At 46.2% G+C, this 15051-nt stretch carries 14 protein-coding genes, 1 pseudogene and 1 riboswitch; of the genes and pseudogenes, 9 read left to right on the top strand and 6 right to left on the bottom strand.

The window, feature by feature from the left end:
• The first annotated feature begins 140 nt into the window (after positions 1-140).
• Genes BZK41_RS06635 through BZK41_RS06625 form a run of 3 tightly spaced genes read left to right on the top strand, consistent with a single transcriptional unit; the run spans position 141 to position 3059 of the window.
• Complete coding sequence (locus BZK41_RS06635; protein ID WP_079937609.1) at positions 141-1826, top strand: sensor histidine kinase; 1686 nt, start codon at positions 141-143, stop codon at positions 1824-1826.
• Entirely contained in the window at positions 1823-2542 is a 720-nt protein-coding gene (btsR, locus tag BZK41_RS06630; protein ID WP_003834456.1) for a two-component system response regulator BtsR, read from the top strand. The genes BZK41_RS06635 and btsR overlap by 4 nt, the downstream gene beginning before the upstream one ends.
• A gap of 46 nt (positions 2543-2588) precedes the next feature.
• A complete protein-coding gene (locus tag BZK41_RS06625; protein WP_079937723.1) occupies positions 2589-3059 on the top strand; it encodes a DUF1456 family protein in 471 nt (156 codons plus the stop codon).
• Between the two features lie 44 nt (positions 3060-3103).
• Here the strand turns inward: BZK41_RS06625 and BZK41_RS06620 are convergent, their stop codons facing one another.
• A complete protein-coding gene (locus BZK41_RS06620) occupies positions 3104-3562 on the bottom strand; it encodes a YehR family lipoprotein (protein ID WP_079937608.1) in 459 nt (152 codons plus the stop codon).
• Positions 3563-3767: 205 nt separating this feature from the next.
• Complete coding sequence (gene metG, locus BZK41_RS06615) at positions 3768-5801, bottom strand: methionine--tRNA ligase (RefSeq protein ID WP_079937607.1); 2034 nt, start codon at positions 5799-5801, stop codon at positions 3768-3770.
• Positions 5802-5965: 164 nt separating this feature from the next.
• Between metG and apbC the strand changes: the two genes are divergently transcribed.
• The 6 genes and pseudogenes from apbC (at position 5966) to BZK41_RS06585 (ending at position 12679) form a co-directional block, all read left to right on the top strand.
• Positions 5966-7075 (top strand): iron-sulfur cluster carrier protein ApbC, encoded by a 1110-nt coding sequence (gene apbC / locus BZK41_RS06610; RefSeq protein ID WP_003027343.1) that lies wholly within the window; start codon positions 5966-5968, stop codon positions 7073-7075.
• A 265-nt stretch (positions 7076-7340) separates the two neighbouring features.
• Positions 7341-7622 carry a DUF2574 family protein gene (locus BZK41_RS06605; RefSeq protein ID WP_079937606.1) on the top strand — a complete coding sequence of 94 codons (282 nt, stop codon included), beginning with the start codon at positions 7341-7343 and terminating at the stop codon, positions 7620-7622.
• 284 nt (positions 7623-7906) lie between these two features.
• Positions 7907-8446 (top strand): annotated as a pseudogene (gene yehD / locus BZK41_RS06600) (fimbrial protein YehD).
• A gap of 57 nt (positions 8447-8503) precedes the next feature.
• Positions 8504-9184, top strand: coding sequence for a fimbrial assembly chaperone (locus tag BZK41_RS06595; RefSeq protein ID WP_079937605.1), 681 nt, complete (start codon positions 8504-8506; stop codon positions 9182-9184).
• Between the two features lie 13 nt (positions 9185-9197).
• Complete coding sequence (locus BZK41_RS06590) at positions 9198-11684, top strand: fimbrial biogenesis outer membrane usher protein (protein ID WP_079937604.1); 2487 nt, start codon at positions 9198-9200, stop codon at positions 11682-11684.
• 11 nt (positions 11685-11695) lie between these two features.
• On the top strand, positions 11696-12679 hold the full coding sequence (locus tag BZK41_RS06585) for a fimbrial protein (protein ID WP_079937603.1): 984 nt from the start codon (positions 11696-11698) through the stop codon (positions 12677-12679).
• 54 nt (positions 12680-12733) lie between these two features.
• Here the strand turns inward: BZK41_RS06585 and BZK41_RS06580 are convergent, their stop codons facing one another.
• From BZK41_RS06580 to tssD, 4 genes are all read right to left on the bottom strand, one after another.
• Complete coding sequence (locus BZK41_RS06580) at positions 12734-13066, bottom strand: RcnB family protein (protein WP_003834436.1); 333 nt, start codon at positions 13064-13066, stop codon at positions 12734-12736.
• A gap of 269 nt (positions 13067-13335) precedes the next feature.
• Positions 13336-13776 carry a Shiga toxin A subunit gene (locus BZK41_RS06575; RefSeq protein WP_139762580.1) on the bottom strand — a complete coding sequence of 147 codons (441 nt, stop codon included), beginning with the start codon at positions 13774-13776 and terminating at the stop codon, positions 13336-13338.
• Positions 13777-14145: a tlde1 domain-containing protein gene (locus BZK41_RS06570; RefSeq protein ID WP_048234942.1), complete on the bottom strand. Its 369-nt coding sequence runs from the start codon at positions 14143-14145 to the stop codon at positions 13777-13779.
• On the bottom strand, positions 14145-14639 hold the full coding sequence (gene tssD / locus BZK41_RS06565; protein ID WP_079937721.1) for a type VI secretion system tube protein TssD: 495 nt from the start codon (positions 14637-14639) through the stop codon (positions 14145-14147). Before tssD ends, BZK41_RS06570 begins: the two co-directional genes overlap by 1 nt.
• A 295-nt stretch (positions 14640-14934) precedes the next feature.
• Positions 14935-15031, top strand: a riboswitch (TPP riboswitch).
• Positions 15032-15051: the final 20 nt, after the last annotated feature.

Raw genomic sequence — 15051 nt, 5'->3', positions numbered from 1 at the left:
GTGAATGGGTGAATTTGTAATCATGCTCGCGCTTTCGAGTGATCGTTCTCACAAATTCGTCTTTTTTTGCAACAGTTCAAAGAAAGTTACACGCAGCCCATGTATGTTACGCGCTTTTAAGTGATGTGTGGTTGGCGGGTATGTACGAGTTTAATCTGGTGTTGCTGCTGCTTCAGCAGATGTGTGTGTTCCTCGTTATCGCGTGGCTCATGAGCAAAACGCGTTTGTTTATCCCGCTGATGCAGGTGACTATCCGACTCCCGCACAAACTGCTTTGCTATGTTACTTTTTCCATTTTCTGCATTTTAGGCACCTATTTCGGGCTGCATATTGATGACTCTATTGCTAACACTCGCGCTATTGGCGCGGTGATGGGCGGGCTGCTTGGCGGCCCTGTGGTCGGTGGTTTAGTTGGTCTTACCGGCGGTTTGCATCGGTATTCGATGGGCGGGATGACAGCGCTTAGCTGCATGATCTCGACCATTGTGGAAGGATTGCTCGGCGGACTGGTGCACAGCGTGCTCACCCGTCGTGGTCGTACCGATAAAGTCTTTAGTCCGCTGACTGCGGGAGCGATTACCTTTGTCGCCGAACTGGTGCAGATGTTGATCATCTTATTAATTGCCCGTCCGTTTGACGATGCGTTTCGACTGGTCAGCAATATTGCCGCGCCTATGATGGTAACCAATACCGTAGGCGCTGCCTTGTTTATGCGTATTTTGCTCGATAAACGGGCGATGTTTGAAAAATATACATCCGCTTTTTCCGCCACAGCACTCAAAGTTGCCGCCTCAACGGAAGGTATTTTACGCCAGGGGTTCAACGAGGTTAACAGCATGAAAGTTGCTCAGGTGCTGTATGAAGAGCTGGATATCGGTGCGGTGGCGATTACCGATCGTGAGAAATTGCTGGCATTTACCGGTATTGGTGACGATCACCATCTACCCGGAAAGCCCATTTCATCGTCATATACACAACGGGCGATTGAAACCGGAGAGGTGGTGTATGCTGATGGAAATGAAGTTCCTTACCGTTGCTCTTTGCACCCACAATGCAAATTAGGCTCGACGCTGGTGATCCCTTTGCGGGGTGAAAACCAGCGGGTGATGGGGACCATTAAATTGTATGAAGCTAAAAACCGCCTCTTTAGCTCAATCAACCGCACGCTGGGGGAAGGGATCGCCCAACTGCTTTCGGCACAGATTCTGGCCGGGCAGTATGAGCGGCAAAAAGCGATGCTCACGCAGTCGGAAATAAAACTCCTGCACGCCCAGGTCAATCCCCATTTTCTGTTTAATGCACTCAACACTATCAAAGCTGTGATCCGACGCGATAGCGAGCAGGCCAGCCAACTGGTGCAGTATCTGTCGACGTTCTTTCGTAAAAATTTAAAACGCCCGTCAGAAATTGTGACGCTGGCCGATGAAATTGAACACGTTAATGCTTATCTGCAAATTGAAAAGGCACGATTCCAGTCGAGTCTTCAGGTGACCTTGACGGTGCCAGAAGAACTTTCGCATCAGCAATTACCCGCCTTTACTCTGCAACCCATCGTGGAGAATGCCATTAAACACGGCACTTCTCAGTTACTGGATACCGGTGAAGTATCGATTACCGCCCGTCGAGAAGGGCAATATTTGATGCTGGATATCGAGGACAATGCCGGGCTGTATCAGCCAACCTCAGAAGCCAGTGGACTGGGTATGAATCTGGTCGATAAACGACTGCGCGAGCGGTTTGGCGATGATTTTGGCATCAGCGTAGCGTGTGAACCTGACCGCTTTACCCGAATCACTTTACGACTTCCTCTGGAGGAACTGGCATGATCAAAGTGCTGATTGTCGATGACGAACCGTTAGCGCGGGAGAATCTGCGGATCCTGTTGCAAGAGCAAAGCGACATCGAGATTGTCGGGGAATGTTCGAATGCGGTGGAAGCCATTGGCGCGGTACATAAATTGCGTCCGGATGTTCTGTTCCTTGATATTCAGATGCCGCGAATTAGCGGCCTGGAAATGGTCGGCATGCTTGATCCCGAGCATCGTCCATACATTGTTTTTCTGACCGCCTTTGATGAGTATGCGGTGAAAGCCTTCGAAGAACATGCGTTTGATTATCTGCTCAAGCCGATTGAAGAAACACGGCTGGAAAAAACGCTGATCCGTTTGCGTCAGGAGCGCACGAAGCAGGATGTATCACTGCTGCCAGAAAATCAGCAGGCGCTGAAGTTTATTCCGTGCAGCGGCCATAGTCGGATCTATTTGCTGCAAATGGATGATGTGGCGTTTATCAGCAGTCGCATGAGTGGTGTGTATGTGACCAGCAGCGATGGTAAAGAAGGCTTCACTGAGTTGACGCTCAGGACGCTGGAGAGCCGTACGCCTCTGCTGCGTTGTCACCGGCAATATCTGGTAAATATGGCGCAATTGCAGGAGATCCGTCTGGAAGACAACGGCCAGGCTGAACTGATTTTGCGTAACGGGCTGACCGTTCCGGTGAGTCGCCGCTATCTTAAAAGTCTAAAAGAGGCGATTGGACTATAAAACTGATACACTGCGCGCCATTGCATCACCGACAGTTGAAGGCTCTATGCTAAGTAACGATATTCTTCGTAGCCTGCGCTACACCCTGAAAGCGAACAATAACGACATGGTGCGTATTCTTGCTCTTTCTGACATGGAATCCACCTCAGCAAATTTCGATACCTGGACGACAAAAGAGGATGAAGATGGGTTTGTTCGCTGCCCGGATATTATTCTCTCCGGTTTTTTAAACGGCCTGATTTATCATCTGCGTGGTAAAGATGATTCTGCGCCGGAACTGGCGCTTGAGCGTCGAGTTAATAACAATACGGTGCTGAAAAAGCTGCGTATCGCCTTCTCGCTGAAAACCGATGATATTCTGACCATCATGACCGGGCAGAAATTTCGTGTGTCGATGCCGGAAATTACCGCCATGATGCGCGCGCCGGACCATAAAAACTATCGCGAATGCGGCGATCAATTCCTGCGTTATTTCCTGCGTGGTTTGACTTTCCACGTGCATAACGCAAAATCTTAAAGCGTAAAGCGGGCGACCACGATGAAAATCGGGTCGCCGATGGTTTACTTCACTTCTTTAAAACCCGCCGTTTCCATAACCGTTTGCATTTGCTTCATGCTGATGTTTTTATCGGCGTTTTCAGATAGTTTCATCCCTGAAATGGCCTGCAACGCTTTTATATCAACTTTTTCCATATCGATAGTGACATTTTCTTGCGCGTAGGTATCTGAATAAGTGAGTTTTTCTTCTATGCCAGTAATGTTTTGATATTTAGCGCTTAATGCGTCGAATACTTTTGCGGCTTCTTCTTTATTGCTGGCACCGACTGATGCATAGCTGATTTTACTTTCGGAGATTTGCTTCAGGACCTTATCACCTTTAAAGGTGTAAGAGACGGTGATATCAGAACCATTAATGTTGGCATTGAATGTTTTTGTCTCTTCTTTATCACCACATCCCGCCAGGGAAAAAACCACAACCGATGCCACGGCGAGAGAAAATAATTTTTGTAACGCTTTCATGTAAAACTCCATTTCATGAATATAGGATGTTAAATAATAACGTCCACGAATCTGGTGAGCCCGGACTACCTTGATACCAGAGCAGTATAGAATAGATCTAATATTAACAACGAAGCAGTCCGAAAATGGAGCAGGGGTTAAGATTAGAGGAAGCACTTACGTAGCAAAAAAAAGCGCTGCGGTTGCAGCGCTTGAGATGTTTGATTTACTTCACCTGTTGGCCTGGTTTTGCACCTTCGTCCGGGCTTAACAGGAAGATATCTTTCCCGCCAGGTCCTGCGGCCATTACCATCCCTTCGGAAATGCCGAAGCGCATCTTACGTGGTGCCAGGTTGGCAACCATAATGGTCTGGCGGCCAATCAGAGCCTGCGGATCCGGATATGCAGAACGAATACCAGAGAAGACGTTACGTTTCTCACCGCCGAGATCCAACGTCAGACGCAGCAGTTTGTCGGATCCTTCCACGAACTCGGCGTTTTCAATCAGCGCTACGCGCAGGTCAACTTTGGCGAAATCGTCAAAGGTGATGGTTTCCTGAATCGGGTCATCAGCCAGCGGGCCGGTTACCGGTGCGGCAGCGGCTTTCACTTCTTCTTTCGACGCCTCAACCAGCGCTTCAACTTGTTTCATGTCGATGCGATTGTACAGCGCCTTAAAGGTGTTGACCTTGTGGCCGAGCAGTGGTTGCTCAATGGCATCCCAGCTCAGTTCGCTGTTCAGGAAAGCTTCCACACGTTCAGCAAGCGTTGGCAGAACCGGTTTCAGGTAAGTCATCAGCACGCGGAACAGGTTGATACCCATGGAGCAGATCGCCTGCAGGTCGGCGTCGCGGCCTTCCTGTTTAGCCACGATCCATGGAGCCTGTTCGTCAACGTAGCGGTTTGCCACGTCGGCCAGCGCCATGATTTCACGGATAGCTTTACCGAATTCACGGCTTTCCCATGCTTCGCCGATCACCGCTGCGGCGTCGGTGAAGGTTTTATACAGCGCCGGGTCGGCCAGTTCATTCGCCAGAACGCCGTCAAAACGCTTGCTGATAAAGCCTGCGTTACGGGACGCCAGGTTGACTACTTTGTTGACGATATCGGCGTTAACGCGCTGGACAAAGTCTTCCAGGTTCAGGTCGATGTCATCAATACGTGAAGAGAGCTTCGCGGTGTAATAATAGCGCAGGCTGTCGGCATCGAAGTGCTTCAGCCAGGTGCTGGCCTTAATGAAGGTGCCACGAGATTTGGACATCTTCGCGCCGTTCACCGTCACATAACCGTGTACAAACAGGTTGGTCGGCTTACGGAAGTTGCTGCCTTCCAGCATGGCTGGCCAGAACAGGCTGTGGAAGTAGACGATATCCTTACCGATGAAGTGATACAGCTCGGCGTCGGAATCTTTCTTCCAGTATTCGTCAAAACTGGTGGTGTCACCGCGCTTATCGCACAGGTTTTTGAACGAGCCCATATAGCCAATTGGCGCGTCCAGCCAGACATAGAAGTACTTGCCAGGCGCATTCGGGATTTCAAAACCGAAGTACGGGGAATCGCGGGAAATATCCCACTGTTGCAGGCCGGATTCGAACCATTCCTGCATTTTGTTGGCGACCTGCTCCTGTAACGCGCCGCTGCGCGTCCACGCCTGCAACATTTCGCTGAATGAAGGCAGATCAAAGAAGAAGTGTTCGGAGTCACGCATCACCGGCGTTGCGCCAGATACAACGGATTTCGGCTCGATAAGTTCGGTAGGGCTGTAGGTTGCGCCGCAGACTTCACAGTTATCGCCGTACTGATCCGGAGACTTACATTTCGGGCAGGTGCCTTTAACGAAACGGTCCGGCAGGAACATGCCTTTTTCCGGATCGTAAAGCTGGGAGATTGTACGGTTCTTAATAAAACCGTTCTCCTTCAGGCGCGTATAAATCAGCTCAGACAGCTCACGGTTCTCTTCGCTGTGCGTCGAGTGGTAGTTGTCATAGCTGATGTCAAAACCTGCAAAATCAGTCTGATGCTCCTGACTCATTTCACCGATCATCTGCTCTGGCGTGATCCCAAGCTGCTGTGCTTTCAGCATGATTGGCGTACCGTGTGCGTCGTCCGCGCAGATGAAGTTAACCTGGTGGCCGCGCATTCGCTGGTAACGGACCCAGACATCAGCCTGGATGTGCTCCAGCATATGGCCGAGGTGGATTGAGCCGTTGGCGTACGGCAGCGCGCACGTTACCAGAATTTTCTTCGCGACTTGAGTCATAGTGGGCAATTACTTCTTTTGTAGTGAAAAGGGCTTTGATAGTACCAAAATGGTAATTACTGCGCCAAGCGATAAGGGCATTTATCCGTAAATGAATAATTGTTGCGGTTGGAGTAAACTACCTGGTGACTATTGTATATTCAGAACAACAAAAAGGAGTCGGGATGAACGCACAATCCCAGGCCAAATCACCAGAGACCCTGCGCGCCATGGTCGCCGGGACGCTGGCGAATTTTCAGCATTCAACCCTGAAGCATAATCTGACGACGCTTAAAGCGTTGCACCACGTCGCCTGGATGGATGACACGTTGCACGTTGAGCTGGTCATGCCATTCGTCTGGCATAGCGCGTTTGAGGACTTAAAAGAGCAATGTAGCGCCGATCTGCTGCGTATTACCGGTGCGAAAGCGATCGACTGGAAACTGTCGCATAACATCGCGACGCTGAAGCGCGTGAAAAATCAGCCGGGTATTAATGGTGTGAAAAACATCATCGCCGTCAGTTCAGGTAAAGGTGGCGTGGGTAAATCCTCTACCGCCGTAAACCTGGCGCTGGCGCTGGCCGCGGAAGGAGCGAAGGTAGGGATTCTGGACGCCGATATTTATGGTCCGTCTATCCCGACAATGCTTGGCGCGGAAAACCAGCGTCCAACTTCACCTGACGGTACCCACATGGCACCGATCATGTCTCATGGTCTGGCAACGAACTCCATTGGTTATCTGGTCACTGACGATAACGCGATGGTATGGCGCGGCCCGATGGCCAGCAAAGCGCTGCTGCAGATGCTGCAGGAAACCCTATGGCCAGATCTTGATTACCTGGTACTGGATATGCCGCCAGGCACCGGTGACATCCAGTTGACGCTGGCGCAGAACATTCCGGTAACGGGCGCGGTTGTTGTCACTACGCCGCAGGACATTGCGCTGATCGATGCGAAAAAAGGCATCGTGATGTTCGAAAAAGTCGAAGTGCCGGTACTGGGTATTGTTGAGAATATGAGTATGCATATTTGCAGCAACTGTGGTCACCATGAACCGATCTTCGGTACCGGTGGGGCGCAGAAGCTGGCCGAGCAGTATCACACCCAACTGCTGGGACAGATGCCGCTGCATATTTCTCTTCGTGAAGACCTCGATCGTGGTACGCCGACGGTTATCAGCCGTCCTGACAGCGAATTTACCGCCATCTACCGCGACCTGGCAGGACGAGTGGCTGCACAGCTCTACTGGCAGGGAGAAGTTATTCCGGGCGAGATTGCCTTCCGCGCGGTGTAATTTATAGCGTTACAGATATTCACCGCATCAATGCATTATTGATGCGGTGAATATATAAGATTTAAAAATCTTACGGTATTGTTCATTCTGCGTTTATAATTCATATCTTTTTCCGAATAAATCACCTCAATGCATCATTACAATTGATCAAATCTATCTCATTAATCTACAATTTCAATTGGTTCAAACAGACTTCTTTGCCAATAATCTGCTGAGCAGGTCCTCTGTACGCTATTTGATGCTAACCACAGGAATAACGATTAAAATGAAAAAAAGTTTACTGATGGGAATTATTGCTCTGACTTATGGAATGAGCGCTCCTACCTTCGCTTCCGATACTGCGACCTTAACAATCAGTGGGCGAGTCGTTGAACCAACCTGTAGTGCTGACGTCGTGAATAACAATGTTCAACAGAAATGTGGTCAATCTCTTCATCTTTCGAATGTCAGTCATGTGGATCCTGTTCCAGCGAGGGGCGTCGTGACCGAGGTCGTTTCTGTACCTGGGGATTCTAAGCGACAGATAGTGTTAAACCGTTACGACTAGACTAAGAATCTCAGCGTTGATATTAAGCACTCATCATTTATATGAATGATGAGTGCTTTTTTATTACCTCTATAAATAAAAAACGACAATTAATAACGCTAATTTATTAAATGTATAAATAGTGATTGTCTTCACTTATTTGTTGCAATTATATTGCAATTCGTAACTTGTTTTAAATCAACAAAACAACGTGTTTACATTGCGGCAACGTTTCTGATGTGCGAATTTAAATTCAAGAGTTAACCCTCTTAACAAATAGAAATTATTTTATTAAGGAAGATACTATGAAACGTTCAATTATTTCTGTTGCTGTACTGTCTGCTGTATTTATGAGTGCTGGGGCTTTTGCTGCTGATTCTGACCAGGGTGAACTGATTATTACTGGTAAGGTGGTTGGAACAACCTGTAAATTTACCGGAGATACTACGGCAACTATTGCCATGAACGAAATTGGTGTTGACCGATTGAATTCTGTATCTGCTGGTGGAATCTATGATGGTTATTCTAACAAAACTACAATGCCTCTGTCTGTAGAATGTGATCCAGGAGTAACACCTCATATAAGTTTTTCATCATCACAGTTTAACCCTGGCGCAAATAACGCAATTACAATTAACACTGCATCAAAAGATAATGGCGCTGGTTTTGCTGTTTATTATAACGGTACTCTGATTAAGCCTGATAGTAATATTGATCTGGGGACATCTCCTTAAGGGGATGGGAAATATAATCTGGACTTCACTGCCCGTTATGCAAACCTGAGTGGTACGGTTATTCCTGGCGATGTCACCTCGTCGGTAACCATGACGGTTGTTGCTGATTAATATCCTGTTTATCGGCGGCTATGGCCGCCGTCTTTTTCGATAACAAGGATAATTATAATGAAAAAAATACTCGCATTATTGCTGGTCGGTACGGTAATGCCTGCGTGGGGTGGCATTTACATTTACGGCACCCGTGTAATTTATCCGGCACAGAAAAAAGAAATTACCGTTCAGTTAATGAATGAAGGCAACCGCAGCTCGCTGGTCCAATCCTGGATAGATGACGGAGACACCAGCCTGCCACCAGAAAAAATCCAGGTGCCATTCGTGATGACCCCTCCTGTGGCTAAGGTCAGCGGAGGTTCTGGTCAACAGCTGAAAATTAAGCAACTGGCAAACACGCTGCCGAAAGATCGTGAAAGCCTTTTTTTTCTTAATGTGCTGGATATTCCTCCTAATTCTGCGGAATTTGAAGGTAAGAATATGATTAAATTTGCTATGCAGAATCGCATCAAATTTATTTATCGTCCGCAGGGTCTTACTGGTGTGGATGAAAAAAGCTTTTCTCGCTTAAGTGTCAGGTATGTCAGTGGTGGTATTAATATTAAAAATAATTCAGCCAACTGGATAACTATTCCTGAATTAGTGGGTAATTCTAAAATAAATAGTGAGACAGTGTTACTTGCTCCGTGGTCAGATAAAAAAGTTATCACTGCTGCTGTTGTTAATCATTACAAGGTCACTCTTATTGATGATCACGGAAACTACTTGAGTGAAAAAATAAAAACGGAAAAATAGTCAAGGACTGATCATGTCAAAGATAAATTCTATTACATTGGCAATCCTGTCGGTGTTGGTCACTTCATCCGCATGGGCTGAAGAAGACACATTTGATACCCACTTTATGATCGGCGGTTTGAACGGTGAGAAAATCTCTCGCTATCAAATTGATGGTGATAAGCCAATGCCGGGCATATATGAAATGGATGTTTATCTTAACAATCAGTGGCGTGGTCGATACGATATTAATATCAAAGCAGACCCTGATGCGACATGTTTATCCTGGGCGCAATTACAGCAAATTGGTATTCGTACCAATAACATTAAAACGGATAACAAAGAAGATTGTGTGCCGTTACGTGAAGCAGTGCAGGGCGGCAGTATTGGTTATGATATTGGGCAATTTATTCTGAATTTAAGCGTGCCTCAGGCATTTGTGGTTGAATATGAACCGGGATATATGCTGCCTGAAACCTGGGATCGCGGGGTTAATGCTTTTTATACCTCTTATTACGCCAGTCAGTATTACAGTAGCTATAAACACGGTGGTGACGATAAAAGCAGCTATGTGAACCTGAATAGCGGGTTGAACTTGCTAGGGTGGCAGTTGCACTCAAATGCTAACTATACGAAAGGCAATGAGGGCAGCGGCAATTGGAAAAGCAACACGCTATATATGGAGCGAGGTATCCCGCAAATACTTGGCACGCTACGTACCGGGGATATGTACACCGGGTCGGATATCTTTGATGCGGTACGTTTTCGTGGTGTGCGTATCTGGCGCGATATGCAAATGTTACCGAACTCAAAACAGAACTTTACCCCTGTAGTACGTGGGATCGCCCAGAGCAATGCGCTGGTAAGCATCGAACAAAACGGCTTTATTATTTACCAGAAAGAAGTTCCACCAGGCCCGTTTGCTATTGATGATCTACAACTCGCTGGTGGCGGCGCAGATTTAGATGTGAGCGTGAAAGAAGCTGACGGTTCGGTATCTCGTTATCTTGTGCCTTATTCATCTGTGCCAAATATGTTGCAATCGGGTGTATCAAAATATGATTTTGCCGCGGGGCGTAGTCATATTGAGGGGGCTGGCAATCAGTATGATTTCCTACAAGGTAGCTATCAGTATGGTCTGAACAATCTGCTTACGGTCTATGGCGGTACAATGCTGTCACAAAACTATTCTTCATTTGTGCTCGGGACCGGTTGGAATACACCCATTGGCGCGGTATCGGTAGACGCCACGCGATCGCATAGCGAGCAGGACAATGGTGATGTTTTTGATGGTCAGAGCTACCAGGTTGCGTGGAACAAGTATGTTTCTCAGACCGGCACGCAATTTTCTCTGGCAGCTTTTCGTTACTCCTCGCGAAATTATCGTACCTTTAATGACTACGTATGGGCGAATAATAAAAATCACTATGACCGCGATGAAAATGATGTTTATGACGTTGCGGACTACTATCAGAACGATTTTGGTCGAAAGAACAGCTTTTCGCTGAATATCAATCAAGCGTTACCCGAGAACTGGGGATCCCTGGCGGTCAGCGGCCTGTGGCGTGACTATTGGCAGCGCAGTGGAACCGGAAAAGATTATCAACTGAGCTACTCGAATGCATGGCAGCGTGTCAGCTATACCTTGTCCGTTAGCCAGACCTATGATGAGAACAACCACGAGGATAAACGTTTTAACCTGTATATCTCCATCCCATTCTCGTGGGGGGATGGGATTTCAACGCCGCGGCGCGATTTGTTCGTATCCAACTCGACGACGTTCGATAATGACGGCTTTCAGTCGAATAACACCAGTCTCAGTGGTGTTGCCGGAAACCGCGATCAATTTAGTTTAGGGGCAAATCTAAGCCATCAACGGCAGGACAGTGAGACAACGGCAGGTGGTAATCTGGTCTGGCGCGCGCCGGTGGCGACCTTTGGTAGCAGCTATAGCCAATCGAATAAATATCAGCAGGTCAGCGGCAATATTCAGGGGGGCTTAGTGGTGTGGTCAGAGGGGATCGCGTTAGCTCCTCGGCTTTCAGATACATTCGCCATTGTTAAAGCGCCAGGATTGCAGGGCGCGGCTGTGCAGGGGCATCGTTATCTAACAACTAACAGCAAAGGTTACGCGGTTTACGACAGTTTGACGCCGTATCGTGAAAATATGCTGATGCTGGATCTTTCCGACAGTAAAAGCGATGTGGGATTGCTGGGCAATCGAAAAGGTGCAGTACCCTATCGCGGCGCGGTTGTGATGACGGAGTTTGAAACCGATCGGCGTAAACCCTGGTACTTCATTGCCGAGCGTCCGGACGGATCTCCGTTATCGTTCGGTTATGAAGTGGAAGATGAACTTGGTAATAATGTTGGCCTGGTGGGGCAGGGTAGTCGGTTGTTTATTCGTACCAATGACACTCCTGCGTCGGTACGCGTCGCAGTTAATAAACAACAGGGACAATTCTGCACGATTACCTTTGATAAGGCGATCGATGAGAACAAAGTCTATATTTGCCGCTAAGGATGAAAGATATGAAAGGATACGTATTTTTAATATTGCTTCTGTTGTCATCCTTTGGTGCCGATGCCGGATGTACATTTCAGACAAAAAATGGTGGGTTAACAACAATCAATCTGGATATGACATCCGGAACAGCAACTAATAAAATTAATCTCAGTTCCAGTAGCGATATAGTGTGTACTGCCAATAGTGACAGCCTATATTATACAACACCTCTCAAGGATTACATTGTTGCTATTCAGGGTGGCGGTGGCAAAAAGGTTTTAATAAATATCAATCTAACCAGCAATGATTTTCCAGTTAGCATTGGGAGGAAAACGGTTAGTGCGAGTGAAGTGTTGAATACCAAAAGTTTCACTATCACAGCAAGTTATGTAAATTCAGGAACTGCTAAGCAGACGGTTTCCGGTGATGCATTTAGCCTGACCGACCCTGGGGTAAGCATAACTTCTGATAACTCTTGTACATCAAACTGGCTAGCTTATCTTTTTTGCTTGGCTACTAGGCGATTGTCGAATAATTCAGCTTTTACACAGAATTTAAGCTTTACAGTAACGCATAAACCCACAACTTGTCAGTTCTCATTGCCTCGATACGAAATTAAAATGCCAGATACGACAATAAATGAAATAATGGCGGCAAATAATACCAAATCAGGAACTACAAATTTGGTACTGAATTGTAATAGTGTTTACAACGTCACCACCAATCCCGTGAATTTTAAGGTGGCTCGTGGTGACTGGGATGAAAGTGGGAAAATACTAAAAAATACGCTAACGAATGGCGCAAAAGGGGTGGGGTTCCAGATATATAATGGCACCGCTACGACTCCCCTAAAACTAGGGGATACTCTGATGAACAGAATAGCTAAACTTGATACAATCAACAACCAGTATTCTTTCCCTATTACTGCGAAATATGTTCGCGTGACAGGAGAATCGTTACGGCCTGGTGAGGTTCAAAGTAAAGTCATATTTGCGGTATCTTATGACTAATTGATTTGCCATATTTCACGTACTTTCTTACTGAAAGTACGTGTTTTTATTTTATCACCGGTGATAAAAAATCTCGCCATCGTAGGCTTTAATGATCTTTGCATCGGCATCATTGACCAGCACATACGCGCCGCCCATGTAGGTCCAGTGGGTGCCTGCCGTCGGCGCGGGCAGGTTGCGCAGATTCCACTGTTTAATGGTGTATTCTTCGGTGAGATACAGTGGTGGAACCTTGTCACCGGGTTTGAAATGGGTGAAGTCAGCAATAAAGCTGCTCAGTTCATACTTATCGATACCGGTGGGGGCAGCTGTTGCAGCTGGTGCGGCCCAGACGACGCTGCTTGCAAGCAGAAGTGCACCCAGCAACATTTTATTCTTCATACCCATCCTCTCTACCTCTTCGGGTCATCAAAATCAGTCATGTATCATTCCTGGCATACCGGATGTCTGACAAGCACTATTTTGTGATCACTCCAATAATTTCGTAAAAAGTGTAAATGAAAGTACAGAATTGCAGCAACCTTGACCAGTAGTTTCGCAATAGGGGCGGTACAGCCGATTCATTCTGTTCAGCTTTGTGGCTGTTCTATGGCTGATAGCCATGCATTCTTTCATCTTTAGATAATAGGGGCTGTTGCTAACCCCCATTATTAATATCAAAATTCTCTTGATAGGGTGATGTACCCGTTGAACCTAACTGAACACTCGTCTTTGTTCATCAGACTTGAGGCAATGAATACATCTTTCTTACCGTACTTATCGGTGTAGGTATATTTAGCTGTAATGGACTTCACTTCATTATCATAATAGCTTGAAAGATAAATGTTTTTGTACTTATCTTCGGTTTTATCCTTATCAGGATCTTTATCAAAGTCCATTCTTGCTAGTTTCTCAGCGTACATCCGTGAAATAGGGGTAATATCAAGCACATCTACCTTTGCTTTCATTTCATCAACAGTAGATGTATCTATATTCAAGTTCTCTGCTAACTTATTGAATAATACGGATTCCATCGCAGCACCAACTGATGCACAACCATCATTTTTTGCAAATGAAAGAATAGGTATGAAGGTTATAAGGATTAATAATTTTTTCATTTAATCCTCAACTACCAGAATCTTATCAGAGCTATCATTGATCTCTTTACGACCAGCCAGCCCTAATATGATGCATCCATCCGAGGCACTAAGAGGATGTGTTGAACTATTACCGTGTATCATGAAACCATCACGCCCGCACATCTGATTTTCAGGGTAAGGCGTAAGGCGTATTGTGTACGCTTTTGTCTTATGGTGATAGAAAGCAAGGCCGATAGTGTAGGTTCCTCTAGGAAGTGGCCCCTTTTCACTCACGCACTCGTTAGCTGAATCATTCTTAAAACCTGGTCTACCTGAATACAAGGCATCAAATTGGTATGTACCATTCAGATAGAAGCTATGAGAACTTACTTTGTATACCCAAGTCATTACGCCGCCTCCTTGCTGTCGTTCCATGAATCGGAGTGAATTATGTTCCCGTCCAGATAGAGCCATGTGATCTTTTCGTAAGCTAAATAGAATGCCTCAATGTGATTTCGCTTTTCATATGTTGGATTCTTGACATCAAACATAAAAGGTTCAATCTCATTGACCCTTACATTATCCATTGTCACTCGAAAATATTCTTCTTCCAGCCCGTTGTGGTTGATATGGTAGAACTTCAATACCGCTTGTTTGAATATCCGTCCACTGGATACACCCTGATAGAGGTAAGGCGATGAACAATCTACCTCTTTCAGTAAAAAATAATCTCCATGCTTCCTCTTAGCTGTAATCTTTCCTGTCAGTGGATCAGTAGGTAGCTCTACGTTATGCATCAGTTCCACAATTTCAATAGAACCTTCTCTACCATGTACATCAACCGATCCTTTAACCTGATTTCCTACATCGTCTGTAAGCCATAGATAAACAGGTATTGCCATATCAAAATCCCTCTTAGTTAGTGTGGTATCGGTCGTTATCATACTCTTGCAAAATGGGAATAAGAAATGAACACTTCTTGTAACGCTATAAAAATAAAAGATATTTTAGTAAAATTAATATTCGGATTTACTAGGGCTTAACTCATTGAAATGCAGTTAACGGGATAATGCCTAAAGCGGGGCAAGACGTATGACACAAAAAGAGATACACCTTTGCGGGGTGTTATGGTGTATATTGACTCCAGATTAAATTAATTTTTCAGCCATAAGTTCCTGTAAAATTAAAAGAAATCAATTCAACGACTCGGGGTGCCCTTCTGTATGAAGGCTGAGAAATACCCGTACCACCTGATCTGGATAATGCCAGCGTAGGGAAGTCTGACACTGCTCGTGTCCCTTCTTCGCGCGGGCA

The organism is Citrobacter sp. A316 (assembly GCF_002042945.1).
GTDB lineage: Bacteria > Pseudomonadota > Gammaproteobacteria > Enterobacterales > Enterobacteriaceae > Citrobacter > Citrobacter portucalensis.
This window is presented reverse-complemented; position numbering and strand designations above follow the sequence as displayed.

Bases quoted from the DNA above. Each gene is read 5' to 3' on its own strand.
- BZK41_RS06595 (WP_079937605.1), top strand. From the start codon at position 8,504: ATGAAAAAAATACTCGCATTATTGCTGGTCGGTACGGTAATGCCTGCG.
- btsR (WP_003834456.1), top strand. From the start codon at position 1,823: ATGATCAAAGTGCTGATTGTCGATGACGAACCGTTAGCGCGGGAGAAT.
- BZK41_RS06575 (WP_139762580.1), bottom strand. From the start codon at position 13,776: ATGAAAAAATTATTAATCCTTATAACCTTCATACCTATTCTTTCATTT.
- BZK41_RS06590 (WP_079937604.1), top strand. From the start codon at position 9,198: ATGTCAAAGATAAATTCTATTACATTGGCAATCCTGTCGGTGTTGGTC.
- BZK41_RS06635 (WP_079937609.1), top strand. From the start codon at position 141: ATGTACGAGTTTAATCTGGTGTTGCTGCTGCTTCAGCAGATGTGTGTG.
- BZK41_RS06570 (WP_048234942.1), bottom strand. From the start codon at position 14,145: ATGACTTGGGTATACAAAGTAAGTTCTCATAGCTTCTATCTGAATGGT.
- BZK41_RS06580 (WP_003834436.1), bottom strand. From the start codon at position 13,066: ATGGGTATGAAGAATAAAATGTTGCTGGGTGCACTTCTGCTTGCAAGC.
- apbC (WP_003027343.1), top strand. From the start codon at position 5,966: ATGAACGCACAATCCCAGGCCAAATCACCAGAGACCCTGCGCGCCATG.
- BZK41_RS06605 (WP_079937606.1), top strand. From the start codon at position 7,341: ATGAAAAAAAGTTTACTGATGGGAATTATTGCTCTGACTTATGGAATG.
- BZK41_RS06585 (WP_079937603.1), top strand. From the start codon at position 11,696: ATGAAAGGATACGTATTTTTAATATTGCTTCTGTTGTCATCCTTTGGT.
- metG (WP_079937607.1), bottom strand. From the start codon at position 5,801: ATGACTCAAGTCGCGAAGAAAATTCTGGTAACGTGCGCGCTGCCGTAC.
- tssD (WP_079937721.1), bottom strand. From the start codon at position 14,639: ATGGCAATACCTGTTTATCTATGGCTTACAGACGATGTAGGAAATCAG.
- BZK41_RS06625 (WP_079937723.1), top strand. From the start codon at position 2,589: ATGCTAAGTAACGATATTCTTCGTAGCCTGCGCTACACCCTGAAAGCG.
- BZK41_RS06620 (WP_079937608.1), bottom strand. From the start codon at position 3,562: ATGAAAGCGTTACAAAAATTATTTTCTCTCGCCGTGGCATCGGTTGTG.